The organism is Paenibacillus sp. 01T47, from assembly GCF_056398245.1.
The window spans coordinates 144,439-167,624 of sequence record NZ_JBFTPA010000002.1 but is presented as its reverse complement, the minus strand read 5'-3'; the positions used below and the strand labels follow the sequence as shown (position 1 = coordinate 167,624).

At 44.6% G+C, this 23,186-nt stretch carries 22 protein-coding genes; 15 read left to right on the top strand and 7 right to left on the bottom strand.

The window, feature by feature from the left end; all coding sequences use genetic code 11:
- Positions 1-2: 2 nt before the first annotated feature.
- From AC1DOV_RS04755 to AC1DOV_RS04740, 4 genes are read left to right on the top strand one after another with little or no spacing between them, the layout of a single operon-like run.
- On the top strand, positions 3-956 hold the full coding sequence (locus AC1DOV_RS04755; protein WP_477549321.1) for a carbohydrate ABC transporter permease: 954 nt from the start codon (positions 3-5) through the stop codon (positions 954-956).
- Positions 953-1,783 carry a carbohydrate ABC transporter permease gene (locus tag AC1DOV_RS04750; protein ID WP_477549320.1) on the top strand — a complete coding sequence of 277 codons (831 nt, stop codon included), beginning with the start codon at positions 953-955 and terminating at the stop codon, positions 1,781-1,783. Before AC1DOV_RS04755 ends, AC1DOV_RS04750 begins: the two co-directional genes overlap by 4 nt.
- A gap of 38 nt (positions 1,784-1,821) precedes the next feature.
- A complete protein-coding gene (locus tag AC1DOV_RS04745; RefSeq protein WP_477549319.1) occupies positions 1,822-3,168 on the top strand; it encodes an ABC transporter substrate-binding protein in 1,347 nt (448 codons plus the stop codon).
- Positions 3,169-3,191: 23 nt separating this feature from the next.
- Positions 3,192-4,199 carry a mannonate dehydratase gene (locus AC1DOV_RS04740; protein ID WP_477549318.1) on the top strand — a complete coding sequence of 336 codons (1,008 nt, stop codon included), beginning with the start codon at positions 3,192-3,194 and terminating at the stop codon, positions 4,197-4,199.
- A gap of 163 nt (positions 4,200-4,362) precedes the next feature.
- Here the strand turns inward: AC1DOV_RS04740 and AC1DOV_RS04735 are convergent, their stop codons facing one another.
- The 3 genes from AC1DOV_RS04735 to AC1DOV_RS04725 all read right to left on the bottom strand — a co-directional run bounded on the left by AC1DOV_RS04735 (position 4,363) and on the right by AC1DOV_RS04725 (position 7,406).
- Positions 4,363-5,751, bottom strand: a complete 1,389-nt coding sequence (locus AC1DOV_RS04735; RefSeq protein WP_477549317.1) for a mandelate racemase/muconate lactonizing enzyme family protein — start codon at positions 5,749-5,751, stop codon at positions 4,363-4,365.
- Between the two features lie 68 nt (positions 5,752-5,819).
- A complete protein-coding gene (locus tag AC1DOV_RS04730; RefSeq protein ID WP_477549316.1) occupies positions 5,820-6,605 on the bottom strand; it encodes an SDR family NAD(P)-dependent oxidoreductase in 786 nt (261 codons plus the stop codon).
- 21 nt (positions 6,606-6,626) lie between these two features.
- On the bottom strand, positions 6,627-7,406 hold the full coding sequence (locus AC1DOV_RS04725) for an SDR family NAD(P)-dependent oxidoreductase (RefSeq protein ID WP_477549315.1): 780 nt from the start codon (positions 7,404-7,406) through the stop codon (positions 6,627-6,629).
- A 188-nt stretch (positions 7,407-7,594) separates the two neighbouring features.
- Here AC1DOV_RS04725 and AC1DOV_RS04720 point away from each other — a divergent pair, with 188 nt between their 5' ends.
- Positions 7,595-8,104 (top strand): hypothetical protein, encoded by a 510-nt coding sequence (locus AC1DOV_RS04720; RefSeq protein WP_477549314.1) that lies wholly within the window; start codon positions 7,595-7,597, stop codon positions 8,102-8,104.
- Positions 8,105-8,202: 98 nt separating this feature from the next.
- Here AC1DOV_RS04720 and AC1DOV_RS04715 read toward each other — a convergent pair whose 3' ends face one another.
- A complete protein-coding gene (locus AC1DOV_RS04715; protein WP_477549593.1) occupies positions 8,203-8,685 on the bottom strand; it encodes a PCYCGC motif-containing (lipo)protein in 483 nt (160 codons plus the stop codon).
- Positions 8,686-8,898: 213 nt separating this feature from the next.
- Between AC1DOV_RS04715 and AC1DOV_RS04710 the strand changes: the two genes are divergently transcribed.
- The 3 genes from AC1DOV_RS04710 (at position 8,899) to AC1DOV_RS04700 (ending at position 11,917) form a co-directional block, all read left to right on the top strand.
- Positions 8,899-9,906 (top strand): SDR family oxidoreductase, encoded by a 1,008-nt coding sequence (locus AC1DOV_RS04710; protein WP_477549313.1) that lies wholly within the window; start codon positions 8,899-8,901, stop codon positions 9,904-9,906.
- 319 nt (positions 9,907-10,225) lie between these two features.
- Complete coding sequence (locus tag AC1DOV_RS04705) at positions 10,226-11,311, top strand: SH3 domain-containing protein (RefSeq protein ID WP_477549312.1); 1,086 nt, start codon at positions 10,226-10,228, stop codon at positions 11,309-11,311.
- A gap of 78 nt (positions 11,312-11,389) precedes the next feature.
- On the top strand, positions 11,390-11,917 hold the full coding sequence (locus AC1DOV_RS04700) for a hypothetical protein (RefSeq protein WP_076265917.1): 528 nt from the start codon (positions 11,390-11,392) through the stop codon (positions 11,915-11,917).
- Positions 11,918-12,000: 83 nt separating this feature from the next.
- Here AC1DOV_RS04700 and AC1DOV_RS04695 read toward each other — a convergent pair whose 3' ends face one another.
- Both AC1DOV_RS04695 and trhO read right to left on the bottom strand, forming a co-directional pair.
- Positions 12,001-12,147, bottom strand: a complete 147-nt coding sequence (locus tag AC1DOV_RS04695; protein WP_179089728.1) for a hypothetical protein — start codon at positions 12,145-12,147, stop codon at positions 12,001-12,003.
- 99 nt (positions 12,148-12,246) lie between these two features.
- On the bottom strand, positions 12,247-13,143 hold the full coding sequence (trhO, locus tag AC1DOV_RS04690; RefSeq protein WP_477549311.1) for an oxygen-dependent tRNA uridine(34) hydroxylase TrhO: 897 nt from the start codon (positions 13,141-13,143) through the stop codon (positions 12,247-12,249).
- A 142-nt stretch (positions 13,144-13,285) separates the two neighbouring features.
- Between trhO and AC1DOV_RS04685 the strand changes: the two genes are divergently transcribed.
- The 6 genes from AC1DOV_RS04685 (at position 13,286) to AC1DOV_RS04660 (ending at position 21,563) form a co-directional block, all read left to right on the top strand.
- Positions 13,286-13,807, top strand: a complete 522-nt coding sequence (locus AC1DOV_RS04685; RefSeq protein WP_477549310.1) for a fimbrial protein — start codon at positions 13,286-13,288, stop codon at positions 13,805-13,807.
- Positions 13,808-13,833: 26 nt separating this feature from the next.
- Positions 13,834-14,436, top strand: coding sequence for a sigma-70 family RNA polymerase sigma factor (locus tag AC1DOV_RS04680; protein WP_083681531.1), 603 nt, complete (start codon positions 13,834-13,836; stop codon positions 14,434-14,436).
- Positions 14,426-15,403 (top strand): hypothetical protein, encoded by a 978-nt coding sequence (locus AC1DOV_RS04675; RefSeq protein WP_477549309.1) that lies wholly within the window; start codon positions 14,426-14,428, stop codon positions 15,401-15,403. Before AC1DOV_RS04680 ends, AC1DOV_RS04675 begins: the two co-directional genes overlap by 11 nt.
- Before the next feature lie 19 nt (positions 15,404-15,422).
- On the top strand, positions 15,423-16,463 hold the full coding sequence (locus AC1DOV_RS04670; protein WP_441886335.1) for a hypothetical protein: 1,041 nt from the start codon (positions 15,423-15,425) through the stop codon (positions 16,461-16,463).
- On the top strand, positions 16,460-17,338 hold the full coding sequence (locus tag AC1DOV_RS04665; protein ID WP_441886332.1) for a hypothetical protein: 879 nt from the start codon (positions 16,460-16,462) through the stop codon (positions 17,336-17,338). Before AC1DOV_RS04670 ends, AC1DOV_RS04665 begins: the two co-directional genes overlap by 4 nt.
- 232 nt (positions 17,339-17,570) lie before the next feature.
- On the top strand, positions 17,571-21,563 hold the full coding sequence (locus AC1DOV_RS04660) for an S-layer homology domain-containing protein (RefSeq protein ID WP_441886329.1): 3,993 nt from the start codon (positions 17,571-17,573) through the stop codon (positions 21,561-21,563).
- Positions 21,564-21,631: 68 nt separating this feature from the next.
- On the opposite strand, the gene AC1DOV_RS04655 is transcribed toward AC1DOV_RS04660, so the two are convergent.
- A complete protein-coding gene (locus tag AC1DOV_RS04655) occupies positions 21,632-21,970 on the bottom strand; it encodes a winged helix-turn-helix transcriptional regulator (protein WP_441886326.1) in 339 nt (112 codons plus the stop codon).
- Between the two features lie 163 nt (positions 21,971-22,133).
- Between AC1DOV_RS04655 and AC1DOV_RS04650 the strand changes: the two genes are divergently transcribed.
- Positions 22,134-23,159 carry an NADH:flavin oxidoreductase/NADH oxidase gene (locus AC1DOV_RS04650; protein WP_477549308.1) on the top strand — a complete coding sequence of 342 codons (1,026 nt, stop codon included), beginning with the start codon at positions 22,134-22,136 and terminating at the stop codon, positions 23,157-23,159.
- The last annotated feature ends 27 nt before the right edge of the window (positions 23,160-23,186 follow it).

Sequence of the window (23,186 nt, the reverse complement as noted above, 5' to 3'; positions counted from 1 at the left end):
AGATGATTAGAGTGAATACAGAAACTGTTATACCTAAACGAAAGCAGGCAAAAACGAAGCGCAAACAGCAAGGAGCTGCTCATTTAGCCGGATACATTTTTATATCCCCTTGGCTAATCGGTTTTTTGCTGTTGACGCTTTGGCCCATTGCACAATCGTTTTATTTGTCTTTTACCGAATATTCTTTGCTGGAGGACCCGGTATGGACCGGCACGGACAACTACACCAAAATATTTACTGGTGATTCCACTTTCACGAAATCGCTAAGCGTGACGTTTATGTTTGTATTATTCTCCGTACCATTAAAACTGTTTTTCTCCCTTATGGTCGCATTGGCACTCAATAAAAACATTCGAGGCATGAATATTTATCGGACGGCGATTTATTTTCCATCCTTAATCGGAGGAAGCATTGCGGTAGCAGCGCTTTGGCGCAATATGTTCGGGATAGACGGTTATATCAATCAGGTACTCGCTTGGTTTGGGATTGAGGGGGTAGGCTGGATATCCAATCCGGACACCTCGCTCGGCACATTGATTTTACTCAATACGTGGCAATTCGGATCAACCATGGTTATTTTTCTAGCTGGGCTTAAGCAAGTGCCGCAAGAGCTTTATGAATCAGCCTCTGTAGACGGTGCCGGCAAGGTAAGGAAATTTATAAGCATTACGCTGCCGATGCTCTCGCCGGTTATGTTCTTTAATCTCGTGCTGGGCATTATCGGATCGTTTCAAACGTTTACCTCAGCGTTCATTATCACAAAGGGTGGCCCTATTAATTCAACCTATATGTACGCTATGTTCCTGTACGAGAAAGCGTTCAAGCATTATCAAATGGGTTATGCGTCTGCACTTGCTTGGATATTGCTCACCATTGTTGCGCTTCTCACGCTTATTAACTTCGCAGCCTCGAAATATTGGGTGTTCTACGAATCAGATGGGGGGAAAACCAAATGAATTCGCTGCGTCCGAAGCTGACGAGCCATTTGTACCTATCCCTGTTCTCTATTCTGATGCTGTATCCCGTCATCTGGTGGGCAGGAGCCTCTTTAAAAAAGACAGAGGAGCTAAGCTTGCCGACGATCTGGCCGAAGACACCCATGTGGAGCAATTACTGGGATGGCTGGCACTTCTCATCGGAATATACGTTTGCACATTTTTTTGGCAACACACTGCTTATGGAGCTGGGCAATGTCATTGGCGGCGTTGCTACGGCTGCGATCGTAGCTTATGGCTTCGGAAGGTTAAACTTCAAGCTGCGCGGCTTCTGGTTTTCCATTTTATTGCTGACCATGATGCTTCCAGGACAGGTAACCGTTGTCCCGCAATACATTTTGTTCAACAAATTAGGATTTGTGGACAGCTATGTACCGCTCGTTCTTCCGCATTTTTTCGGAGGCGGCGCATTTTTCATTTTCTTGCTTGTGCAATTTATTCGCGGAATCCCGAAAGATTTGGATGAGGCCGCAACGATTGACGGAGCAAGCGTTTACGGAATCTTTTGGAGAGTGATCCTGCCACTGCTGAAGCCCGCACTTGTTACCGTAGCTATCTTCACCTTTATATGGAGCTGGGACGACTTTTTTGCACAAGTGCTTTATTTAAGCTCCGTTGACAAATTTACTGTTGGGCTGGCACTGCGCATGTTCATCGATCAATTCGACATTCAGTGGGGGCAATTGCTAGCCATGTCCTTGCTGTCGATCTTTCCTTCGGTAATCATCTTTTTCTTTGCACAGAAGCATTTTGTCGAAGGAATTGCTACTACAGGATTAAAAGGGTAAGTCATTTCATTTCACAAAGGAAAAGGGGATGTAAGAAGATGAACAAAAACGGGTCAAGAAGCTTGGGGCTGTTGATGCTGGCATTACTGCTCGTATTGACCGCTTGCAGCGGAGGCGGAAGCAGCAATGGAGGGAAGCAAACGAATGAAGGAACGAAGAGCACAGCAAAGCCGGACGATGCAGGCGGCAAAGCAGCTGGCGCCAAAACAACACTCAGCATTATGTGGTGGGGGCCGGATGCCCGGCACGAGGCAACAAAAAAAGCGCTAGACATTTACTCCCAGCAAAACACGAACGTATCTTTTAAGCCGGAGTTTATGGCATGGGATGCATTCTGGCAAAAGCTTCCGACACTTGCTGCTTCGAAGTCAATAACAGATGTACTGCAAATGGACGCTGCCTACATTCAAGAATATGTATCGCGCGGTCAGCTAGAGGATCTCTCTGACATTGATCTAAGCGGCATTGTTGATCCATCCGTGATTTCTAATTTGCAAATAGATGGAAAATTGTACGGTATTCCACTCAGTCAGAATGCGCAAGGCTTAGCTTATAACAAAGCGGAGCTGGAGCAATACGGGATCACGCTTCCGCATAAGGATTGGACTTATGATGAATTTTTCCAGTGGGCAAGAGACGCTCGGGCGAAGCTTCCTGATGGGAAATATCCGATAGGTGATACAACCACTTGGGATAGCTTCAACTATTACCAGACGTCGATGGGTAAACCGCCCGTTATGTCCGATGGCGGGAAAACATTTACGCTTGATAAGGATTTGTTTATGACCTTCTACCAAACGTATGAAGAGTTCCGCAAAACGAAAATCGTACCTCCTGCAGAAAAAGCCGCTTCATTTCTGGAAAATGACCCGCAAGCTGATCCAATGGCATCCGGCGTCGTAATGACAAGAGGTGCAACAACCGGCTCTGTCAGCGCTTTAGAGCAGCTTATGCCAGGAAAGGTAGGCGTAGTGAATCTTCCTGTTGGTTCTGCGGGCGGCGGCTGGGCGCAATCAACCATCTTCTTAAGTGTAAGCGCGAATTCCAAAAACAAAGATGAAGCGAAGAAATTTCTGAGATGGTTCGTTACCGATAAGGACGCAGGCAATGCGCTTGGTCTCACACGCGGCATTCCGATCAACCCTGACATTTATAAAGAGCTGGAGCCAACTCTTGAGGCTAAAGATAAGCTCGGCAAAGAAATATATGACCTTTCACTAGACAAGGCTTTGCCGTTCTATCCGCCGGCAGCAGGCTTCTCCGAATGGGTTGATACGTATAAGAAGGAGATGGAGGCTGTAACCTTCGGCCAGCAATCGATTGAAGATGCCTACAAGAAAATAGACAAGATGGGCAAGGAATTGGCTGCAAAAGTGGCTGGTTAATAAAATATGGAGGTGGTATCTGGATGCAGCTAGCAGAGTTTTTCTCATCGCAGCCCGCAAGATTATGGCTTTTGGCAAAGCAGCTTGGCATTGAATACGCAGTTGGAGGACTTCCATGGGAGGAAAAGCAGGAGAAACCATGGGATCTGATGCCGCTTATTCGTATGAAACAGAGGTATGCTGATGCTGGTCTTACGCTTAACGTGATCGAATCTATGCCTCCGAGCAATGAGATTAAGCTTGGAACGGCAGGAAGAGACGCCGAGATCGAAGTATTCCAGCAATTTATTACGAATATGGGTGCAGCCGGTATTCCTGTCCTTTGCTACAATTTTATGGCTCAGTTCAATTGGTTTCGAACATCGACTACCACACGGACGCGGGGCGGAGCACTAGTGTCCAGCTACGATCACAGCCTCATGAAGGATGCGCCGCTCACCGAGGCTGGCCTTATTAGTGAAGATCAGCTTTGGGAAAATCTTCAATACTTCATGGAGCGAATCGTCCCTGTTGCAGAGAAAGCAAAAGTGAAGCTTGCGCTACATCCCGATGATCCTCCGATCTCACCTATTAGGGGGATATCGCGTATTTTGACAAGTGCAGCTGCCCTGCAGCAAGCGATTGATTTAGTTCCAAGCGCCTATAACGGCATTACCTTATGCCAAGGAACACTCGCAACGGCTGGAGAACATATTCCGAGCGTCATCCGCCATTTTGCAAAGCAGGATAAAATGTTTTTCGTCCATTTCCGTGATGTGAAAGGAACGCCGGAAAAGTTTGAGGAAACGTTCCACGATGATGGGCAAACCGATATGCTCGAGGCCATGCATACGTACTATGAAGTAGGCTTTAACGGACCAGCAAGGCCAGATCATGTGCCGACGATGGAAGGCGAGGATAATGCGAATCCCGGATATGAGCTGTTGGGACGCTTATACGGTATCGGTTATATCCGAGGTTTAATGGAGGCTGCTGCTGCTGCTGCGCGATTATCAAATGAAGCTAAGACGAGTGTTAACATTTCGGGATAACCACCATACGTTCATAAAGCAAGCACCTTCAACTCCACATATCGTGTGGAACTGGAGGTGCTTTTTTTAATGCTCATCTTTTCTCAAAGCGCAATCGATACATCAAACATGAAAAAACGGAACGTTATTAAGCGTCCCGTTTGATCCCCACAGTATTAACATACTAGCTCCAAAGCCGATCATTGGAATGGTAATGATTCCAATTGTCCGTATGCTCCCACAGCCCTGGGATTTTTGGATGCAGATGCTGTGCTAGTACCTCATCGTTCAAGTCGTCAATACCCAGACCAGGCGCATCTGTCATATGAATGAAGCCATTCTGAACGAGCTTGTTCGGAAGCTTGCTGCTAATGATAATATCATCCCACCATGGCACCTCACAGGAATGATACTCTAGCGCCATAAAGTTCTCTGTCGCTGCTGCTACATGTGCTGCTGCGAGACAGGCGATAGGACTCTCAGCCATATGGATCGCCATGGCCACACCGTATTCCTGTGCCATATCACCAATTTTTTTCGTTTCCAAAATGCCGCCAGTCGTCAGAACGTCTGGATGAATGACCGACACTCCGCCAGCTTGAAGCAGCGGTCTGAAGTTTTCTTTCAAATAGATATCCTCACCTGTACATATCGGTGTAGCAACAGCACGGGCAAGCTTCGCATACTGCTCGGTATATTGCCATGGAAGCATATCCTCCATCCAAGCCAAATTGAATTTATCGACGCGGCGGCCAAGCTTAATACAATCTTCAAGACCAATATGTCCAAAGTGATCAACAGCAAGCGGAACCTCATAACCAATTACAGCGCGTACATCCGCCACATATTGCTCCAGCATATCAAGCCCTTTATCCGTTACATGAATCGCCGTGAAAGGATGGGGGATGTTGTGAATATCATAATGTTGATTTCGGATATCTCGAATTTCCTCTTCGGTTAAGGTGTCATGGTTTGCACTGTAACGGTTTTTGGAAGCATTTCTCATCTCATCAATGAAGCCCATCGGAGCACTTAAAGTACCTGGCTCATTAATAATTTGACCGATGCCAAGATCCATCTTTAGGAAAGTGAACCCTTCCTCCATACGCTTCTGAAGCGCGAGCCCCATAGCGGTGCCTGTATCCTTGCCGACGACCTCGGTATCGCAGTACATTCGAATTTTGTCACGGAACTTGCCGCCGAGCATTTGATAGATCGGTACACCATATGCTTTTCCAGCCAAATCCCATAAAGCGATTTCAAGCCCGCTCACACCACCACCTTGACGAGCATGACCGCCAAACTGCTTAATGCGGCGAAACAGCTTATCGATATTGCATGGATTTTCGCCTAATAACCGACCTTTCAGCATTTGCGCATAAACTTTATCAGCTCCGTCACGTACTTCACCAAATCCGATTAGGCCTTGATTCGTATACACTTTAATCAAGCTGCTATGAAACGGCCCGCCTACAATATCGGTGAAGCGAATATCCGTAATCCGAAGTGCGGAAGGGCTTGCATGTTTGCTCACATGGGCTAACGTTTCTTCATAAGAAGGATTGTTGGACACGAAAGGTCACTCCTTGTTTATAAGTTAGGTATTGAATAGGGTTGAACTCATTCATTCATCTAGCTTAGCTAGAGCAGCATGCTGCCGCCATCGAGTCGAATGGCTGAACCGGTCATGAATTCGCTTTCATCGGATGCAATGAAGCATACGAGCTGAGCTACGTCGAGTGGACGGCCAACACGGCCAAGCGGGAATTTGTCATGTATAGAGCGAGCCGTTTTTTTATGCTTCTCGACGTCCTCGGCGGACATGATTGGCTTCGATTCTCGGGCACTTTGCTTGCCGACATCAACGGCTCCTGGCTCAATCGTATTAACGGTAATCCCATACCTTGCAAGCTCAATTGCACTTTCTCTGCCTAACATGCGAATACCGCCCTTGGTCATGGAATATACGGCATCGAAGTCGGTGGGACGCTTGCTATGAACAGAAGACATATTAATGATGCGTCCTGACTGCTTTTCCTTCATATAGGGAACGACGGCTTGTATGCATTGCCAGTAACCTTTTAAATTAATGTTCATCATGCGATCGAAAGAGGCTTCATCATGCTCAAAAAATCCATAATTCAGCTGCAATGCGGCATTATTAACCAAAATATCAATACCGCCATAATGCCCAGCAGTGGTGGAGACCATCCGTTCGATTTCATCTTTTTGCGAAATATTCGCTTGCACGATCATCGAGCTTCCACCGAAATCATCAATCATCTGTTTGGTATGAAGCGCACCAGCATCGCTCTGATTATAATGAATGGCAACCATAACCCCTCGTCGTGCAAGCTCGATTGCAACGCCTTTGCCAATTCCTGTTCCAGCGCCGGTAACTAAAGCGATTTTGCCAACGATACTCATTATTCACCTCCATACCGGCGATTACGGTTTTTTCATTTTGAAATTCATATAATGAAGCAAAAAACCGCCATCCAGCCTTATATCTGCACCATTAATGAGTCTCGCCTCATCGGAAGAGAGAAAATTCACAAGCTCAGCGATATCTTCATTGCTGCACAAAACAGCATTAGGCACCTTATATTCGTAATCGTTGTACAAGGTGGATAGATGACTGTGAAACAACTCATCGTCGCCAGCAACAGAACCCACTTCAATGGTATTGACACTGATCCCATATCGCCCTAACACAAGAGCTGCTTCTTTGGACAGCATTTTGACTGCACCTTTTGCAATACTGTAGGTAAACACTGAACCAGTCGGCTTCTCGGCATGAATGGAAGAGACATAGATGATTTTCCCTGCTTGCTTCATCATCATTTGTTTGCCGACAGCCTGCGTACAAATAAATGCCGATTTGGCGTTTACTGCGATGCTTTGCTGAAAAAGCGCTTCATCACCATCTTCAATTGTGCTTGGAGAAATCTCATTATTGTTGTGAACGAGAATATCAACCGTACCAAGCTGCTGCTCCGTGAATAGAAGCATATCCGTGACTTCAGCAGTTTTACAAAGGTCAATGGTAACTACGACCGCCTGCAAGCCTGCGTCCTGTACTAGCTTTAATTCTGACCCAATCGCAGAGCCTCCTGAATGACTATTCAAAATAAAATGCGCTCCGCTTTCCTTTAAACGTCGAATGATTGCTTTCCCGCTGTCACTGTCTGAATCCGTAATAAATACAACCTTATTTGGCAATCGCATAGATCCCCTCCAAGGAACAGACATAAAATGATGTATATAGCCTTATTTTAGTTACTTTGGTTCAAGCATAGCGATGCTGTAAATTTATGATTTTGTTTGATTTCTTGCATAATCCGCCAATACTGCAACAACCCTATGACTGCATTCGTTATTAAGGGAGAATAGGAATCCAAATGGAAGGGAAAGCCATGCGCAAAATAAAAAAATTCATTTTCATCACGCTTCTAATGATTATTTTAGTTCCGTTTATTTTGAGCTACTCGAACTATCGAATGACTAGAGTCAATAACGATTATGAAGCCTTATTCACCGAGCAGCTTAAGGCAGCTGTACATAAGGGAACCACATTTGATATGAAGGAAGTCGCGCCATTTGATTGGGATAAAATGTTTGTTTTTGAAGCTTATCGCTCAAGAGAAGAGATGGAGAGAACAGTCGGACGAGAGTGGACCAATGAAGCCTCCTACGCCGGATATTGGATAGATAGAAAGATAAGCGGACAATATCCTTTGCTGGATGAGTCGGTACATAAACTGGTTTTTGTGAAAAAGGATAAAGTGGTGTTTGATACAACTCTAGACCGAGCAATAGCTGACTTCTCGGTTAGCAGCAGCATGATTGATCGCGATCATTCCCGATATACCATTACGAAAACAGAACAATCATTTGCTACGGTTTATAATGTATTAGAAGAGTAGATAGATTGATAGACTAGGGAGCATCTAGAAAAAAATGACAGTCTAGAACGAGTACTCCTGTTCTGGACTGTCATTTGTTTAAATCATTGATGAACAAACTAGGAAACAGGAGGGAGCTTAGTCTTCGTTGGCTTGGCATAACCCTCTTTATACGTTTCGTCGATAATTTGGCGAATCCGATCTACTTCGATCCCTGAAGACTTCATTGCTGCGGTTGTTACAGCAATTTCGATGCATACGCCGCAGCGAGTGCCATGATCGTCCCAGACAACAGAGCCGTCTTCCTTTATTTCGGCGATAAAGCAATTGAGATTGCTTTGGTGTCCCGCGCTTTCGCCACACCCGCAGTAACAAGGGATATAGGGCAATACATCCGTAACCGTTGCAGCGGTTTGATAGGCGATACGCAAGTTGTCAGAGGCGCCATCTAGAAAAGTTGGTAAAATATCAAGCGATGCTGTCGTCTCTTGCAAATCGCCAGATGCTGTTTGATGATCACCATGATTGCCGCCATTTGCTTCATGTGCGTTCGTTGCTGATCCAGCTGAATTTGTTTGGCTGCTGCATGCGCTGAGCAGCATCGAAGAGAGCAGAACCGAATAGAGTGTGGTTTGGGCTAATCGTTTCAAGTATAGCAGCTCCTTGTTTCTATTAATTGGTTTTATTATAGCATTTTCAAATATTAAAAGAGTAACGTATATGGTACTATTAATTGACGATTTAGATCGTTTAAGCCGTAAGCTCTCCCGTTTAATCGTAACAAATGCCAAGATACAAAAAAGGAGCGATTGTCGATGAAGGTATTGTTTATTGGTGGAACAGGATTAATAAGTGAAGCTGTTTCTAAGCTCGCATTAGAACGCGGAATTGAACTCTATCTTTTTAACAGAGGGAAACGAGACGAGTTTGTACCAGACGGGGCAAAGGTCATCAAGGGTGATATACGCGACCCTGAGCAGGCTGCTGCTGCACTTGAAGGCTATCAGTTTGATGTGGTAGTCGATTGGATTGCCTTCACGCCGGAGCATGTCAGCACGGACATTGCGTTGTTCCGTGGACGCACGAATCAATACATATTTATAAGCTCAGCCTCTGCTTATCAGAAACCGCCTAAACACTATATCATCACAGAGGATGCAACACCGCTCGAAAATCTGTACTGGCAATACTCGCGTGACAAGATTGCATGTGAGCAGCTGCTGCTTGATGAGCAGGCGTCATCAGGTTTTCCAATTACTATCGTAAGACCCTCATTTACCTATGGCGATACGATGATACCCGCAGCCTTAAACAGCTGGCAGCATCCATGGTCTCTGATCGCAAGAATACGTGCGGGACAGCCAGTTATCGTGCATGGTGATGGCTCCTCTTTGTGGACGATGACACATAATACCGATTTTGCCAAAGGTTTTGTCGGCTTGCTTGGACGTGCTGAGGCGATCGGAGAGGCGTACCATATTACTTCAGACGAAGTCCTTACCTGGAATCAAATCTATGAAGCAATAGGTTCAGCCGCAGGCGTAGAGCCGAAGCTTGTCCATATTTCTTCCGAGTTTCTTATTTCGCATGACCCTGATCTCGAGGGCGGCTTGCTTGGCGATAAATCTGTCACGAGCGTATTTGATAACCGCAAAATCAAAAGCTTAGTTCCCGATTTTTCAGCAGATCTTTCCTTTGAAGAAGGGATTAAACGGACGGTTGCTTGGTTTGAGGCTCACCCTGAGCGATGCACCGAAGATGATGCTTGGAACGAGCAGATGGATACGATTATCGCTGCTCATGCAGCCGGATTTAAAAAATAAAGCGTAAGCAAATGACGAAAATATAGATTTTAAGCTGTACATTTAGAGAAATAAAAAAAATTTTTTAGCGATTTTTATAAGTGCAAAAAAAGTGCTTATCCCCTAGGGATGAAGCGCTTTTTTTGTGTTTTAAACCTCGATCTCTAGATGCTAAAAAATTTCTCATAATTTACAAGAAGCATAAAAACTCGTCTTTTGATGGAATGAGCGACATATAATCTTCACAGACCGTCCACTTTTTCTTGATGCCTGCTTATTCTCGCCATCTAACTTATATCGTAACAGGTATACTTCATTAACTTAAGGGAGAGGTATAATCATGCGAAAAAAGTTGAATCAGCATTTATTTGTTTACTTGCTCATTTTATCGTTAGTCATTACTTTAGGCATGTACGTCCAACCTTTAAATAACGAACCGGATTCACAAGCTTTAGAAACGTCTGCAGCAGAACCATTTTCTTTAACTGACCTAACGCCGCTTGTTGTTGATAGCTTAGAGAACAATGAAAAAGTCATCGCTTCACCCACTCCAGCACCTATACCTGTAACATTCAACGAGATTAGTGCGGCTACAGTTAACGCATCTGATCAACCTCCAACTATCCCGCTTGAAACGACTCTCGAAGTTGAACAACCGCCAGCCATCGCTGAAAAACTAACGAATACATATGAGGTTACCGCGTATTACCTTAACATTCGAACAAAACCGAGCGCCGCTTCGGATATTATAAAGGTTGTAGAAAAGGGATCAAAGCTTGAAATTACAGAAGAAACAGACAATGGTTGGCTTAAGCTGCAAAATGGTGGATACGTACATGGCGGATATGCCAAAAAGGTGAAAAGTGAAGTTTCCGTGTTATCCCTTGCTGCTGATATTAATCGTCAGTCTGCCATTGCACTTAAAGCAAAAAGCCAGGAGCAACGCATAGATAAGATAGAAATTTTAGAAGAAGCAGTAGAGGAAGAACTTATGAAGCCAACATCTGCTGTAGAGTCTGATTCGGGCCTTACCATCGAGCATATTGAGAAAATATTCGAAGGAACAGCACTATCCGGGCATGATTTGGAACAAGCTATCCTTGAAGTGGAGGATGAATACGGCATAAATGCTTATTTTACAATAGCCGTGATGAAGCTGGAGAGTGGTAATGGCAAAAGCAGGCTAGCTAAGAGCAAAAATAACTTATTTGGCCTCAATGCGATAGATGGCGATAAATACAATAAGGCGTTCAGCTTTGAAACCAAAGGGGACAGCGTACGAAAGTTTGGACAGCTCTTATCCAAAAACTATGTGGGCAAGGGACTGACTACCATTGAGAAGGTTGCCCGAAAATATTGTCCTGCCAACTCCAAATGGTCAAGTTTAGTGAAGAATATAATGAAAAGTGACTATAGGAAGCTCTGACATGGCAATTTCCCACCAAGTATGTTATTTTAGGCTCCTAAGCATTTGACGACTTGCATAATAGGAGGCTGCAAATAAATGGTGGATAACGTGCAGAAAATGCCATTCGGCTATGAGCCGCCTGTAGATGAGCTGAAAGGAACGATTGTATACTATGATACATTTGAGCATACAACGGAACGAGAGCTTGATCTAGCCGCAGATTGGGTGAAGGCACGTTCCTTTCGCAAGCTTGTTCTCTATCCACTGCATGAGCTGAGCATCAAGAGGATGTCGAAAGAGAACGTCAGCCCATTTTATAAGCGGGAAGATCGGCTGCATGAATGGAAGCGGGACCGAGCGGAGACGAACATCGTTGTTGAACGTTTTGAAATTAAACGCAAAAAGTATACGCCAATCGATTTTGCTCTAAGACATTTGGCCGAAACTTATCCGAAACCTCTATTTGTACTCATGACGGCTGAAATGGCGAATATGTTCGCTTCGTTCTCATCATTCGAGGAATGGATCGTGAAAATCAGGCTTTTGTTGACGGAAGAGCCTGCACAGCTGCATCCACGGCTCTTACAATATCAGCATCGCTGGGAAGCAATTGTCACCAAATAAACCTTGGAATACATAAGAAAAGAGCTGTCCGTGAGTAAAAACTCACGGGCAGCTCTTTTTTCTGTTGCAAAACGATTATTCGTCTAGCCGGTTGACGGGCTATTCGGAACATGGCCTTTTTGATTGATATTCTCTGCTCTGGCCGAAGCTGAATTATTTTCCGCTTCCTTGGAGCTGTCTTCAAACGCTTGATTTTTGCTTGGAATCGATTTGTTTTTGTTGTGAGCCATCCACAATAACCTCCACTAGCGTGATTGCCTAAAACTCCGAGGCTAGCTTAGGTTAACCATGTTCCAGCAAAATAACCAAAATCTATAGCTGCTTGCTCATTATTTTACGCTAACAACATGCTCTTCGCATGCTGTAGAGCAGAATCCGTGCTTCGTTTCTTCACATTCCTTGCATACGATATGCTGCAAATGACAGGAGTCATCTGCACAATTGATATAGGTATCAGCAGGCTGCTCGCAGTGGTGGCATTTGCCTACAACAACCGCTTCGTCTGTTTGATTAATGACAACGGATGTTCTCTCATCGAATACATAACATTTGCCGTCAAACAGTTTGCCTTGTACTTCCTCGTCCTTGCCGTAGGTTACAATACCGCCCTCAAGCTGATAGACGTCGTTAAAGCCTTCGCTTAGCATAACGCCTGTAAGCTTCTCGCAGCGAATGCCGCCTGTGCAATAGGTAATGATCGGCTTGTCTTTGAATTCCGCCATATTCTCGCGAAGCCATTCAGGAAACTCCTTGAATGTTTCAAGATCGGGTCTGATCGCGTTGCGGAAATGACCAAGATCGTATTCATAATCGCTTCTGCCATCTAGTACGATAACATCTTCTCTTTGCAAATACTCATGAAATTCTTTTGGTGATAGACGAGTGCCGCTTAATGTATTCGGATCTAAAGGCTTATCATAACGTAGCGTCACTAGCTCTTTCTTGTAACGTACAAAAATCTTCTTGAAAGCATGTTTATCAGTTTCGTCGATTTTGTAAACCATATCCGAAAATAAAGGATTCGCACGCATATGCGCCATATATTGTTCAGTTTGCTCGATGGTTCCTGAGAGCGTTCCGTTAATTCCTTCATCAGCAATTAAGATACGGCCTTTTACGTTTAATTCCTTGCAATATGCAAGATGTTCAGCAGCAAACTGCTCAGCATCCGGTACAGCTACAAATTTATAATACAATAAAACTCGAAAATGATTAGCTTCACTCATCGTAGTCTTTCCTTTCCGGTAAACAAATAAAAGCATTCTATATTATAGTTGACATTTTAAATAATTTCAACTTAAAACCTTTTTTGAACCTTTTTCATATACGAAACCAATGTATAGCGAAAGCAAATAGAGGAGGGGCTATATGAAAAAAGGGATAATAGTCATATTGATATGTTTGGTACTAGCTGCTTGTTCCACCGAACAGCCAAGCGTGCCACAGGATTTTCTAACTAATATCGAAAGTACGGATTTAAGCAAGGAGCATACTGGCGGGATATCGCCTGGGGATTCGGTACAATTACTTACGGATAAACGTGGTCAGCCAAAAGGGAAATACGATATTAAAATGAAAAAAGCAGATGATTATGATGTGCCTGTTCAGTCATGGGAGTATTTTAACGCTACATATACGGTAACTGAAAGCAAGGTCGCAAGCTATATTCTGCTTCCAGATGAAGCTACCCATAAAGGGGCTAAACTGGGAAATTCTATACAATCTGTTAAGGACATGTATGGGGATGCCTATTATAATAGAGAACACGATGATTTAAAACTACTAGGTTATATCGATAAAGAGAAGGAATGGGTACTCGAGTTTATGGTAGATCAAGAAAAGGTAACCGGCATCATGATGAGTGAATTATCCCTTTTTGAAACGAAATAATAATTGGAATTGGCACATGAGTACTCGTGTGGCGTGAGGAGGTTTCCGTATTAAAGGATTCGGACATACAACCCTTGTTAGCTTTGCTTCTGGATGAAGATCCGGAAGCTTTCCGCTTGGTGTATGAGAAAACGGCAGATCATATCTATCGTACTGTCTATTATTTGGTCACGAACAAAAACGAAGTCAATGATATCGTTAGTGAGATTTACATCGCTATGCTCTCCGCTTTGCCTGCCTACGACTACAATAGACCATTTCGAGCCTGGCTTAACGGCTTAATCATTAATCAGGTTAATCATCACAATCGAAAAGGCTGGCGATTTTTACGTTTAATTAATCGCAATAAGCAATTGTATGGCGTACAGCCATGGAAGAGGCCAGATGAATTAGCGGTCGAAGAGGAAGAAAAACACCAAGTACTTCAGCTAGTAAACAGCTTGTCTGCCAAGCATAAACAAATAATCGTACTTCGCTATTATCAGGATTGCTCCTTTGAAGAGATTGCCAGCACGCTCCAAATCCCACTAGGCACAGCCAAATCCAGACATCATGAGGCTTTGAAAAAACTGCGAAATCGAACCTCACATTCTCAATTTTTCAAGGAGGTGTTTAATCATGTCGATTGAACAAGAGCTAACACAAGCCTACAAACAATCCGCAACGAGAATCAAACGCCCTGAGGAGCTTGATGCTCGAATCGAACAGCTGTACCGAAAGCAGAGCTTCCAAAAGCAGACCAAGCTGCACGCCGTAAAAAAATCATGGACGCTCAGAATCATCGTAGCGGGACTGCTCCTTACTTCCATGGGTTTCTCTACACCCTATATTTTTCATTTTAAAGACGAGATTATTGATTACATGCTGCATAATGGTCAATTAGGAACGTATGATGCGATGTTGGCTCAGCAAATGCGCGAATCGCTCAAAGAGGTTAAACAAACACTTCCTACCGAGGGGAAGGCGATATTTTATTCGCAAAAATTAAAAAGTCTTCTGCCGAAAACAAGTTCTATACCTATCGCAATCGTCACCAATCCATACGTGTGGAAGGTAGAAAAAGAATGGGAGATGCAATTGACGGAAGCAAATCCAGATCTTCAAATGCCTGATTCTTTAACAGAAACATTGACGTTTATTGGAGGTCAGAAGGATCAGCCGTTTGGCGGTTCATTATCCGCTGCAGACATGGAGTCGCTTCATGAGCTTGAGAAACGTGTGAAGAAAGAGAAACCGGAGGAGACCTGGCTGCCACTGCCCAGACCTGAAATAGAGAGCGTGGATCATCCTGTCTATACGACGACTTATGAGAACGAATCCACTGACATTATTCATATCACCATGGAGGTATTCACGGATAAGAGCAATGTGCAATTACGTTCAAATCTAAAGGCGCAAGAGCAAATCGTTATTGGTCAACAATCTGCTACCTATGCTCTTGCCGAGCCATTTCTGTACAGTGATACGGATCAGTATCAATCCGTCTTTTGGATGGATTCATTAGCGGATGAAACGATACTATACACGATTGGCAGTTCCGATCTAGACATGACCAAAGCAGAATTAACCAGCATAGCCGAGCAGTTTATTCATTGATAACTGGGGAGAGTGTTCAATGCAACCATACGCTATTTCTACGAAAAGCCACTTCGTAACGATGCTGCTTGGCACATGGCTGGTGCTCGGTATATTCGTAGACGGTTATGCCCATAACCATGATGTTGTCGAAACATTTTTCACTCCTTGGCATGCGATTTTGTATAGTGGGTTTCTTGCATGCGCAGCATGGATACTTGGAATGATTGTATATGTGAAAAAAAGAATGGGCTGCTCGTGGAAGCAAGCCATTCCTAGTGGATATGAGCTTGGCTTGCTTGGCGTCATCATCTTTCTTGCAGGCGGCTTAGCTGATATGGCTTGGCATATTATTTTTGGAATTGAAGTGAATCTTGAAGCGCTGCTTAGTCCTTCTCATTTAGCTTTAATGCTTGGTGCCATTCTCATCTTATCAAGTCCACTTCGAGCAGGCTGGAGGGAGCTGAGTGGCGACCAGATAGGTTGGAGAAGCTTTTTCCCATACTTATTATCCTTAGCGTTATCAGCGGGTACTGTCAGTTTTTTTCTCATGTATGTGTGGATGTTTCGGTATAATTTGCCAGCGCCCAAAGTAGTTGCTTGGTATATGAACAATTCCAGCACTTTATTTGCGCACCGAATGGCAGATGATGCCGAGGTAAGAGGATTAACGTTTATCCTACTTAATACGATCGTATTTATGTTTCCCATTTTATTTATGCTAAAGCGCTGGAAGCCTCCTTTTGGTGCGATTACTTTTGTATTCTTACTCATTAGCGCACTAATGGGTGTAATCGATGGTTTTACCCAAATACATAGTTTACTCATATCGTTTGTTGCAGGACTCAGCGGTGACTTATTGCTACATTTTAGACGCTCTGATCTGAATCGCAGGCGAAGCAGCAGGCTGATTGCAACCATTACGCCTATTGTGCTTTGGGGCAGTTACTTCGGCTGGATGGCTGCGACGAGCGGAATTGGCTGGGAGCCCGAGCTGTGGGTAGGCTCAATCGTACAAGCTTCGCTGCTGTCGCTGGGCCTTAGCCTTTTAGCCCAATCGCCTGAGCGTGTAAGTCAATGAGCGTACGATTAAAGTCCATTATTTTGTTGCTTATAACTTTGTTCATCATCCTGTTAGCTGCAACTGGCTGTGCTTCGGGTACATTTACGAACCTTACGAACGTCGATATAGAACCGCCTAAGCGCGGATTGCTGGCTGCTCTTCAGAATGAACAAATGCCGTCACCAGAAGCTTCAGGTTATCTTGTAAAAATAAGCGAAATAAATGGCAATCCAGTAGAAGCAGGAGAAATGGAATTACAATTGGAAGTCACCACCGCGGATGGGCAGCCTGTAACGAAATTTACAGAAGATATGACCAAGCTCATGCATCTGATCGTCGTTAGTAAAGATTTATCATCGTTTCAGCATGTGCATCCCGATTATGTGAAAGACAATGTTTTTCGGACAAAGCTTAATTTACCATTTGCAGGCTCGTTTTATGTAACGACTGAATTCAAGCCTCATAAACAAAAAGTTGTCATTCATAAGCAGTGGATACAGGTTTCTGGCGAGCCATTATCTAACAAAACAATAGTTCCTGACACCACATGGATAAAAAGTGTAAGCGGCTTAGAAGTTTCATTATCGGCAAGTCCCGGGATTGGTGAAATAGAAGCGGGACAGATGGTTATGTTGCTATTCCGATTTATTGATAAAGAGACGGGAAAGCCGATTAAGCAGATAGAGCCATTTCTCGGCACTTCCGGCCATTGTGTTATTTTGAACAGCACAGTTGACCAATTCGTGCATGCACATGCAATGGAAGCGATGAGTGGTGGTTCAAACGTCATGTTCCACACGGTATTTCCTGAGAAAGGCATCTACAAGTTATGGGGGCAATTTCAGTTTAAAGGCGAGGTGCTGACGGTGCCATTTGTCATCACCGTTAAATAAGAGATGGTTGAACCAAATAAAAAGTGTGTATGTACTCCTGCCCCCGTTAAGGGGGTTTTTGCTTTTTATAAGCCTTTATTCAATAACGACCACTGGACTAATCCATTCTTTTATTAGTAAATTGCTCAAGATTGCTGTCCATAATGTGGGATTTACCGCATTAGAGGGTTCGTACATTCCCCCTATACTTATAAATGTAAGGGTTTTCAAAAATGAAGAAGGGGGAAAGGAAATGACATTCACGACTCGAAAATGGTTTTGTTTTGCGTTAGCGTTTGCGATTTTGGCATCATCGGTATTTGTTTCAGCGCCAAGTGCGAAGGCAGCATCAGACGGAGTAGGGGGAGCGGGAGTGGGTCCAGCTACAATTTATTCGTATCAGCCTTCAGCAAAATATGCAGTTTCAACGAACTATAGCCTTAAGGCGAATGGAGTAGAAATTCCAGTGGTTAAGGGCTTCAACGACTACGATTATGCAAGCTTCTCGATGGGAGGCGGACCGGTAACCTATGAACTAACGATCCTGAATACGGACAAGGTGCATGAATATTCGATCAGTCCGAAGAAACTCGGTATTCAAGCTGATTCGGTGGTTGGCAGAACGATCACGTTTACGACGCAGAAGGATGAGTATTTGATCATCATGATGAACAACCGGGCTACCCGATTGGTTATCGCGGCTGATCCGGCGGAGACGGATATTCCGAATGCCACCGGCGAGGGGATCTATAATGTGACCGCAGCGCCTTATCTGGTGACGACAACGGGGGAGAAAACGGGAGTAGCAGCGAGAACAGCTGCCTTGCAGCAAGCCATTAATGATGCGAGCAGCTATGGAACTGCGCAGGGGAATGGGAAGCAAGGCATCGTTTATGTTCCACGCGGTACGTATTACATCGGTAATATCCTGTTGAAGAGCAACACGGCGCTTTATATGCAACCTGGAGCAACATTTGTTGCTACGGGAAAGACGGCAGATTATACCGAACATTGGTTTAAGGATTCGATGGGAAGGCCCGCCACATGGTGGATTTCTACAGCCTTTCATTCGACGAATATTAAAATTTACGGGCGCGGCACGATCGATGGCAACGGACAAGCGCTGCATGATGATAAAAGTACGAACGGCAAAGGTATGATCAACAATCTGATCGTGCCTATCGCTACATCAAATTTTAAGATGGATGGCATCATGGTTCGGGAATCGGCTGGCTGGGCGATCGTATCGACAAGATCCAATGATTTAGCATTTACGAATTTGAAAATGTTCAACAGCCTGGGCATGGGCGAAAATGACGGCATCGACATTTGCGAGTCGCAAAACGTAGTCGTTAGAAATTCGATTGGCATAGCGCTGGATGATCCGTATTCCACCAAAGCATGGCGGGAGGATACGGATATCGCATCCGGGAAGGTACCGTGGCCAGGAAGTCCGGAGCCGGTGCAAAACGTGCTCTTCGAAGACGCGATTTCTTGGACTTTATGTTATGGCTTCAAAATGGGTCAAGGCGTTATGCAGGACCAACAAAATATTACGTTCAAGGACGGTGTCGTGTATAAGGCAGCGGTTGGTTTTGCCATTCATCATAAATATGGATCGGGTAAGGTAAGCGGCATTACCTTCGAGAATATGGATGTAGAAGATATCAGCGGCAGCAACGAAGACAACAGTGCTTGGATGACAATGTTTACAGTAAACGGCGGCAATGCAGGTGTCGGACCGATCACAGGCGTAACCGTAAAAAACATTACAGTACGAGACATTGGCGAAGGCTTCTCCAAGCTGAAGGGGATGGAAGGAGCGGAGATTACAAATATTACGTTCGAAAACGTGTATATGCCGGGCAAAAGCGAGCCTGCAAAAAATCTCCATGAGATGAACTTTCTGAGCAAGGAGCATTATAGCGGTGTAACGATCAAGCCCGTGCAAAATCCGGAGCCTAGGACGCGGACGAATCTGGCGCTAAGGAAGCCCGCGGTCGGCTCTTCGAATGACGGCGTCGAGGATACGTCGCGTTATGTTAATGACGGTAATCTCGCGACCCGCTTTGGCTCCAAGCGAGGCATCGATCCGAGCTGGATTTATATTGATCTCGGGGAGAGCAAGACAATTGATCAAGTGAAGCTGTACTGGGAGAGTGCCTATGGCAAAAGCTATCAGATCCAAGTTGCCAACGATATAAGCAGCGAAGCAGGTTGGCAGACGGTGTACAGTACGACGACTGGGAAGGGCGGCATCGAGACGGTTTTGTTTAATGAAGTCAACGCCCGCTACGTGCGGATGTACGGTACGGTAAGAGCGACAGTGTATGGTTATTCCCTTTGGGAGCTTGAGGTATATGGACCCGAAGTGTTTGCGGACAGCATTACTTTGAATCAATCAGCATTTACGCTGGTGACTGGCAAAACGGAGCAGCTAAGCGCAGCGCTTATGCCAGAGCAAACGACGAACAAAAATATAACGTGGACAACAAGCAACAGCAATGTTGCAACGGTAAGCCAGACTGGGCTTGTTACCGCCATAGGGATAGGGACGGTCAACATTACGGCGAAAACACAAAACGGCGACTTAAGTACATCAGCAGTTGTGACGGTGATGGAACCAACTGATCCAATAGATCCAACTGATCCAACTGAACCAGGGGAGTCGCTTTTGCCGCCAGTACTATATGAGGCAGTGGCGGGCAATGGAGAAACCAGCTTAAGCTGGAACGCCGTGGATCATGCAGATGGCTACAAAATATTTGTCAGCACGACGCCAGGCGTTTATTCGGAAGAGACAGCAACCGTAACAGGCTCTGTATATAACTATTTAGCCAAAGGCTTGAGCAATGGTCTTACGTATTATTTTGTTATCAAGGCTTATAATGGGTCAGGAGAAAGCACAGCTTCTAATGAAATAAGCGCAGTTCCAATAGGAGAATCAGGACCTGTCTCGCCTATTAATCCTCCGCAGCCTGGGAAGCCTACTAATGCAGAGTTTGCTGTGTTGATCAACGGCAAGGAAGAGCAGCTTGGAACCGCAGAGACTTCAACAATAAATGGACAATCGGTTACTCAGTTCAAGCTTGATCCTGTTAAACTCGCGAATAAGCTGGCCAGTGAGCAAGAGCATTCGGTCATTGCGATACAGACGAGAACACAGCCTGATCGTTTCCTAGCTGGGCTGACTGCGGAAATACTGGATAATCTTCAGCAGAAAAATGCGGTAATTATGCTGCAAACCGCTGCAACAATCTATACGCTGCCTGCGCAGCATATTAATTTAAAAGCATTGATGGTGCAATTTAACACTTCTGCAGAGCCGTCAGCCATAGAGATTAATATCGAAATCAGCAAGCCGGAAGCAGCGGTTCAAAAGTTGCTAGACGAAGCTGCTATAATCGGCAAGTTTTCATTAGTTGATGCGGCATTTGATTTTACGGTTACCGCCAATTATGGAGGAACCAAAATGAATATCGACAGCTTCGACGCCTATGTGGAAAGGGCGTTGATACTTCCTGACGATGTGGATCAAACTCAAATGACGACAGCTGTTGTCATTGACCCAGACGGATCAGTTCGCCATGTACCTACCAAAATTGTTCATAAGAATGGCAACTATATAGCAGTAATTAGCAGTTTGACAAACAGCGTGTATGCGCTTGTCCATTATGATACCGTATTCGTGGATATAGAGGGACACTGGTCAGCATCCGCCGTAAATGATCTAAGTGGACGACTCATCGTAAAAGGTGTGGACAAAAATAAGTATCTGCCTAACCAAGAGGTTACGCGAGCTGAATTTGCGGCTTTGCTCGTTCGGGCGCTCGGCCTGAAAACTGTCAAGGCAGCGCAAATATTCACAGATGTGAATAGCTCGGCTTGGTATTCGGAGGCAATCCAAACGGCTTATGCTTATGGCCTGATTGAAGGATTCGAGGATGGGACATTCCGTCCAAGCATCAGCATGACACGTGAACAGGCCATGGCGATCACAGCCAAAGCAATGAAGCTTACGGGATTAAAGGACAAACTAGTGAATACAGATACCGATACGCTGCTGCAAGGATTTGCGGACAGAGCAATGTTTGCAGAGTGGGCTATAAGCGGTATCGCGGATTGTTTGCAAAGTGGTCTTATTAACGGAAAAACAGATCATCAGCTGGCGCCAAAAGCAAACCTGACTCGAGCGGAAGTTGCATCGCTCATTCAACGGCTTTTACAAAAATCAGAATTGATTTAATTTTCTAAATGAAAAAAGGATTGTCTCTAAAGCGACGACTGGAGACGATCCTTTTTGCTGTATGATCATTATAAAGTGAGTCCAAATCGCTTGAGCTCAATAAAGATGGGTTCCAATCGTTTACCTTTTTCAGTAATGGTGTATTCTACTCTTGGGGGGACTTCAGCATAAATGGTTCGACTAACGATGCCTTGGTCTTCAAGCTCCTTCAAGCGAAGGGAAAGTGTTTTCGGACTGATGCCTTCGAGTGATTTCAACAATTCACTAAAGCGCATCGTTTCTTCGACCAGCAGGTCACGAATAATGAGAAAGGTCCACTTCGTACCGATAATGTCTAGTACCTTACCTATAACGCAAGGAACACCATAGGTACCACGCTCTAGAACGAGCAGTTCACGTTCATCCATTAGGATCACCTCAACTAATTTAACTCCATTTCTTCAAGTATAGTACAAAAGTAACTTTAGGGAAACTATATGAAAAAAAGTTCACTACTTTCACTTTTATACTAACTGTGGTAAAAATAGAGTAATAACTACCCACTCTAATTAACGAAGAGGTGCATAGATCATGACGTTTAAACATTTAGATACACCATTTGAACTCAAAAGTCTTAAGCTTAAAAATAGAATTGTAATGGCACCTATGTGTCAATACTCTGTAGATGCGAAGGACGGGATACCTAATGAGTGGCATTATGTTCATTATGTTTCACGTGCGATAGGCGGTACGGGTCTTATCCTCATGGAGATGACCGACGTTGATCCAGATGGTCGCATTACAGATCATGATTTAGGGCTTTGGTCAGATGAGCATATTCCAGCTTTCAAACGCATTATTTCAGAGGTTCATAAACATGGTTCGAAAATAGGCATTCAAATCGCGCATGCTGGACGCAAAGCAGAGGACGCTGAGCAGCCCGTTGGTCCATCTGCCATCCCAGCAGGTCCTAACTATAAAACACCTAAACCACTTTCTGTCGAAGAAATAAAAGTTATTGTGAATCAATTTAAAGAGGCAGCTAGAAGAGCAGTAGAAGCGGGTGTAGACACAATTGAAATACATGGTGCTCATGGTTATTTGGTGCATCAATTCCAGTCTCCGGGCATTAATACCCGTGAGGATGAGTACGGTCAGGATTTGGCTAAATTTGGTGTAGAGGTCGTTCAAGCGGTGAAAAGCGTAATGCCAGCAGACATGCCGCTCATCATGCGAATCTCTGCCATTGAATATATGGATGGTGGTTATGATTTGAACCATAGCATCGAGTTCAGCAAACGCTACAGAGAAGCTGGAGTTGATGTGTTTCATGTATCCAGCGGCGGAGAAGGACCAGTCGGAGTAAGGCGTCCGGGCAACTATCCTGGTTATCAGGTGCCTTTGGCACGTGCTCTGAAAGAAGCGCTGCAGGTACCTGTCATTGCCGTAGGCAAGCTGGAGGATCCACAGCTGGCTGAAGCGACGATTGCGAGTGAAGATGCTGATTTAGTAGCTGTTGCTCGCGGCATGCTTCGTAATCCTTATTGGGCATTACATGCAATTCAGGCCATTAAAGGTGAGGCATTACCCGCAAAGCAATATGAAAGAGCATACTGATCATTATCAAGCTAATAATAAGAAGAG

Bases quoted from the DNA above. Each gene is read 5' to 3' on its own strand.
- trhO (WP_477549311.1), bottom strand. From the start codon at position 13,143: ATGAGTGAAGCTAATCATTTTCGAGTTTTATTGTATTATAAATTTGTA.
- AC1DOV_RS04705 (WP_477549312.1), top strand. From the start codon at position 10,226: ATGCGAAAAAAGTTGAATCAGCATTTATTTGTTTACTTGCTCATTTTA.
- AC1DOV_RS04740 (WP_477549318.1), top strand. From the start codon at position 3,192: ATGCAGCTAGCAGAGTTTTTCTCATCGCAGCCCGCAAGATTATGGCTT.
- AC1DOV_RS04745 (WP_477549319.1), top strand. From the start codon at position 1,822: ATGAACAAAAACGGGTCAAGAAGCTTGGGGCTGTTGATGCTGGCATTA.
- AC1DOV_RS04695 (WP_179089728.1), bottom strand. From the start codon at position 12,147: ATGGCTCACAACAAAAACAAATCGATTCCAAGCAAAAATCAAGCGTTT.
- AC1DOV_RS04670 (WP_441886335.1), top strand. From the start codon at position 15,423: ATGCAACCATACGCTATTTCTACGAAAAGCCACTTCGTAACGATGCTG.
- AC1DOV_RS04750 (WP_477549320.1), top strand. From the start codon at position 953: ATGAATTCGCTGCGTCCGAAGCTGACGAGCCATTTGTACCTATCCCTG.
- AC1DOV_RS04710 (WP_477549313.1), top strand. From the start codon at position 8,899: ATGAAGGTATTGTTTATTGGTGGAACAGGATTAATAAGTGAAGCTGTT.
- AC1DOV_RS04685 (WP_477549310.1), top strand. From the start codon at position 13,286: ATGAAAAAAGGGATAATAGTCATATTGATATGTTTGGTACTAGCTGCT.
- AC1DOV_RS04650 (WP_477549308.1), top strand. From the start codon at position 22,134: ATGACGTTTAAACATTTAGATACACCATTTGAACTCAAAAGTCTTAAG.
- AC1DOV_RS04655 (WP_441886326.1), bottom strand. From the start codon at position 21,970: ATGGATGAACGTGAACTGCTCGTTCTAGAGCGTGGTACCTATGGTGTT.
- AC1DOV_RS04725 (WP_477549315.1), bottom strand. From the start codon at position 7,406: ATGCGATTGCCAAATAAGGTTGTATTTATTACGGATTCAGACAGTGAC.
- AC1DOV_RS04730 (WP_477549316.1), bottom strand. From the start codon at position 6,605: ATGAGTATCGTTGGCAAAATCGCTTTAGTTACCGGCGCTGGAACAGGA.
- AC1DOV_RS04720 (WP_477549314.1), top strand. From the start codon at position 7,595: ATGCGCAAAATAAAAAAATTCATTTTCATCACGCTTCTAATGATTATT.
- AC1DOV_RS04660 (WP_441886329.1), top strand. From the start codon at position 17,571: ATGACATTCACGACTCGAAAATGGTTTTGTTTTGCGTTAGCGTTTGCG.
- AC1DOV_RS04665 (WP_441886332.1), top strand. From the start codon at position 16,460: ATGAGCGTACGATTAAAGTCCATTATTTTGTTGCTTATAACTTTGTTC.
- AC1DOV_RS04675 (WP_477549309.1), top strand. From the start codon at position 14,426: ATGTCGATTGAACAAGAGCTAACACAAGCCTACAAACAATCCGCAACG.
- AC1DOV_RS04755 (WP_477549321.1), top strand. From the start codon at position 3: ATGATTAGAGTGAATACAGAAACTGTTATACCTAAACGAAAGCAGGCA.
- AC1DOV_RS04715 (WP_477549593.1), bottom strand. From the start codon at position 8,685: ATGCTGCTCAGCGCATGCAGCAGCCAAACAAATTCAGCTGGATCAGCA.
- AC1DOV_RS04700 (WP_076265917.1), top strand. From the start codon at position 11,390: ATGGTGGATAACGTGCAGAAAATGCCATTCGGCTATGAGCCGCCTGTA.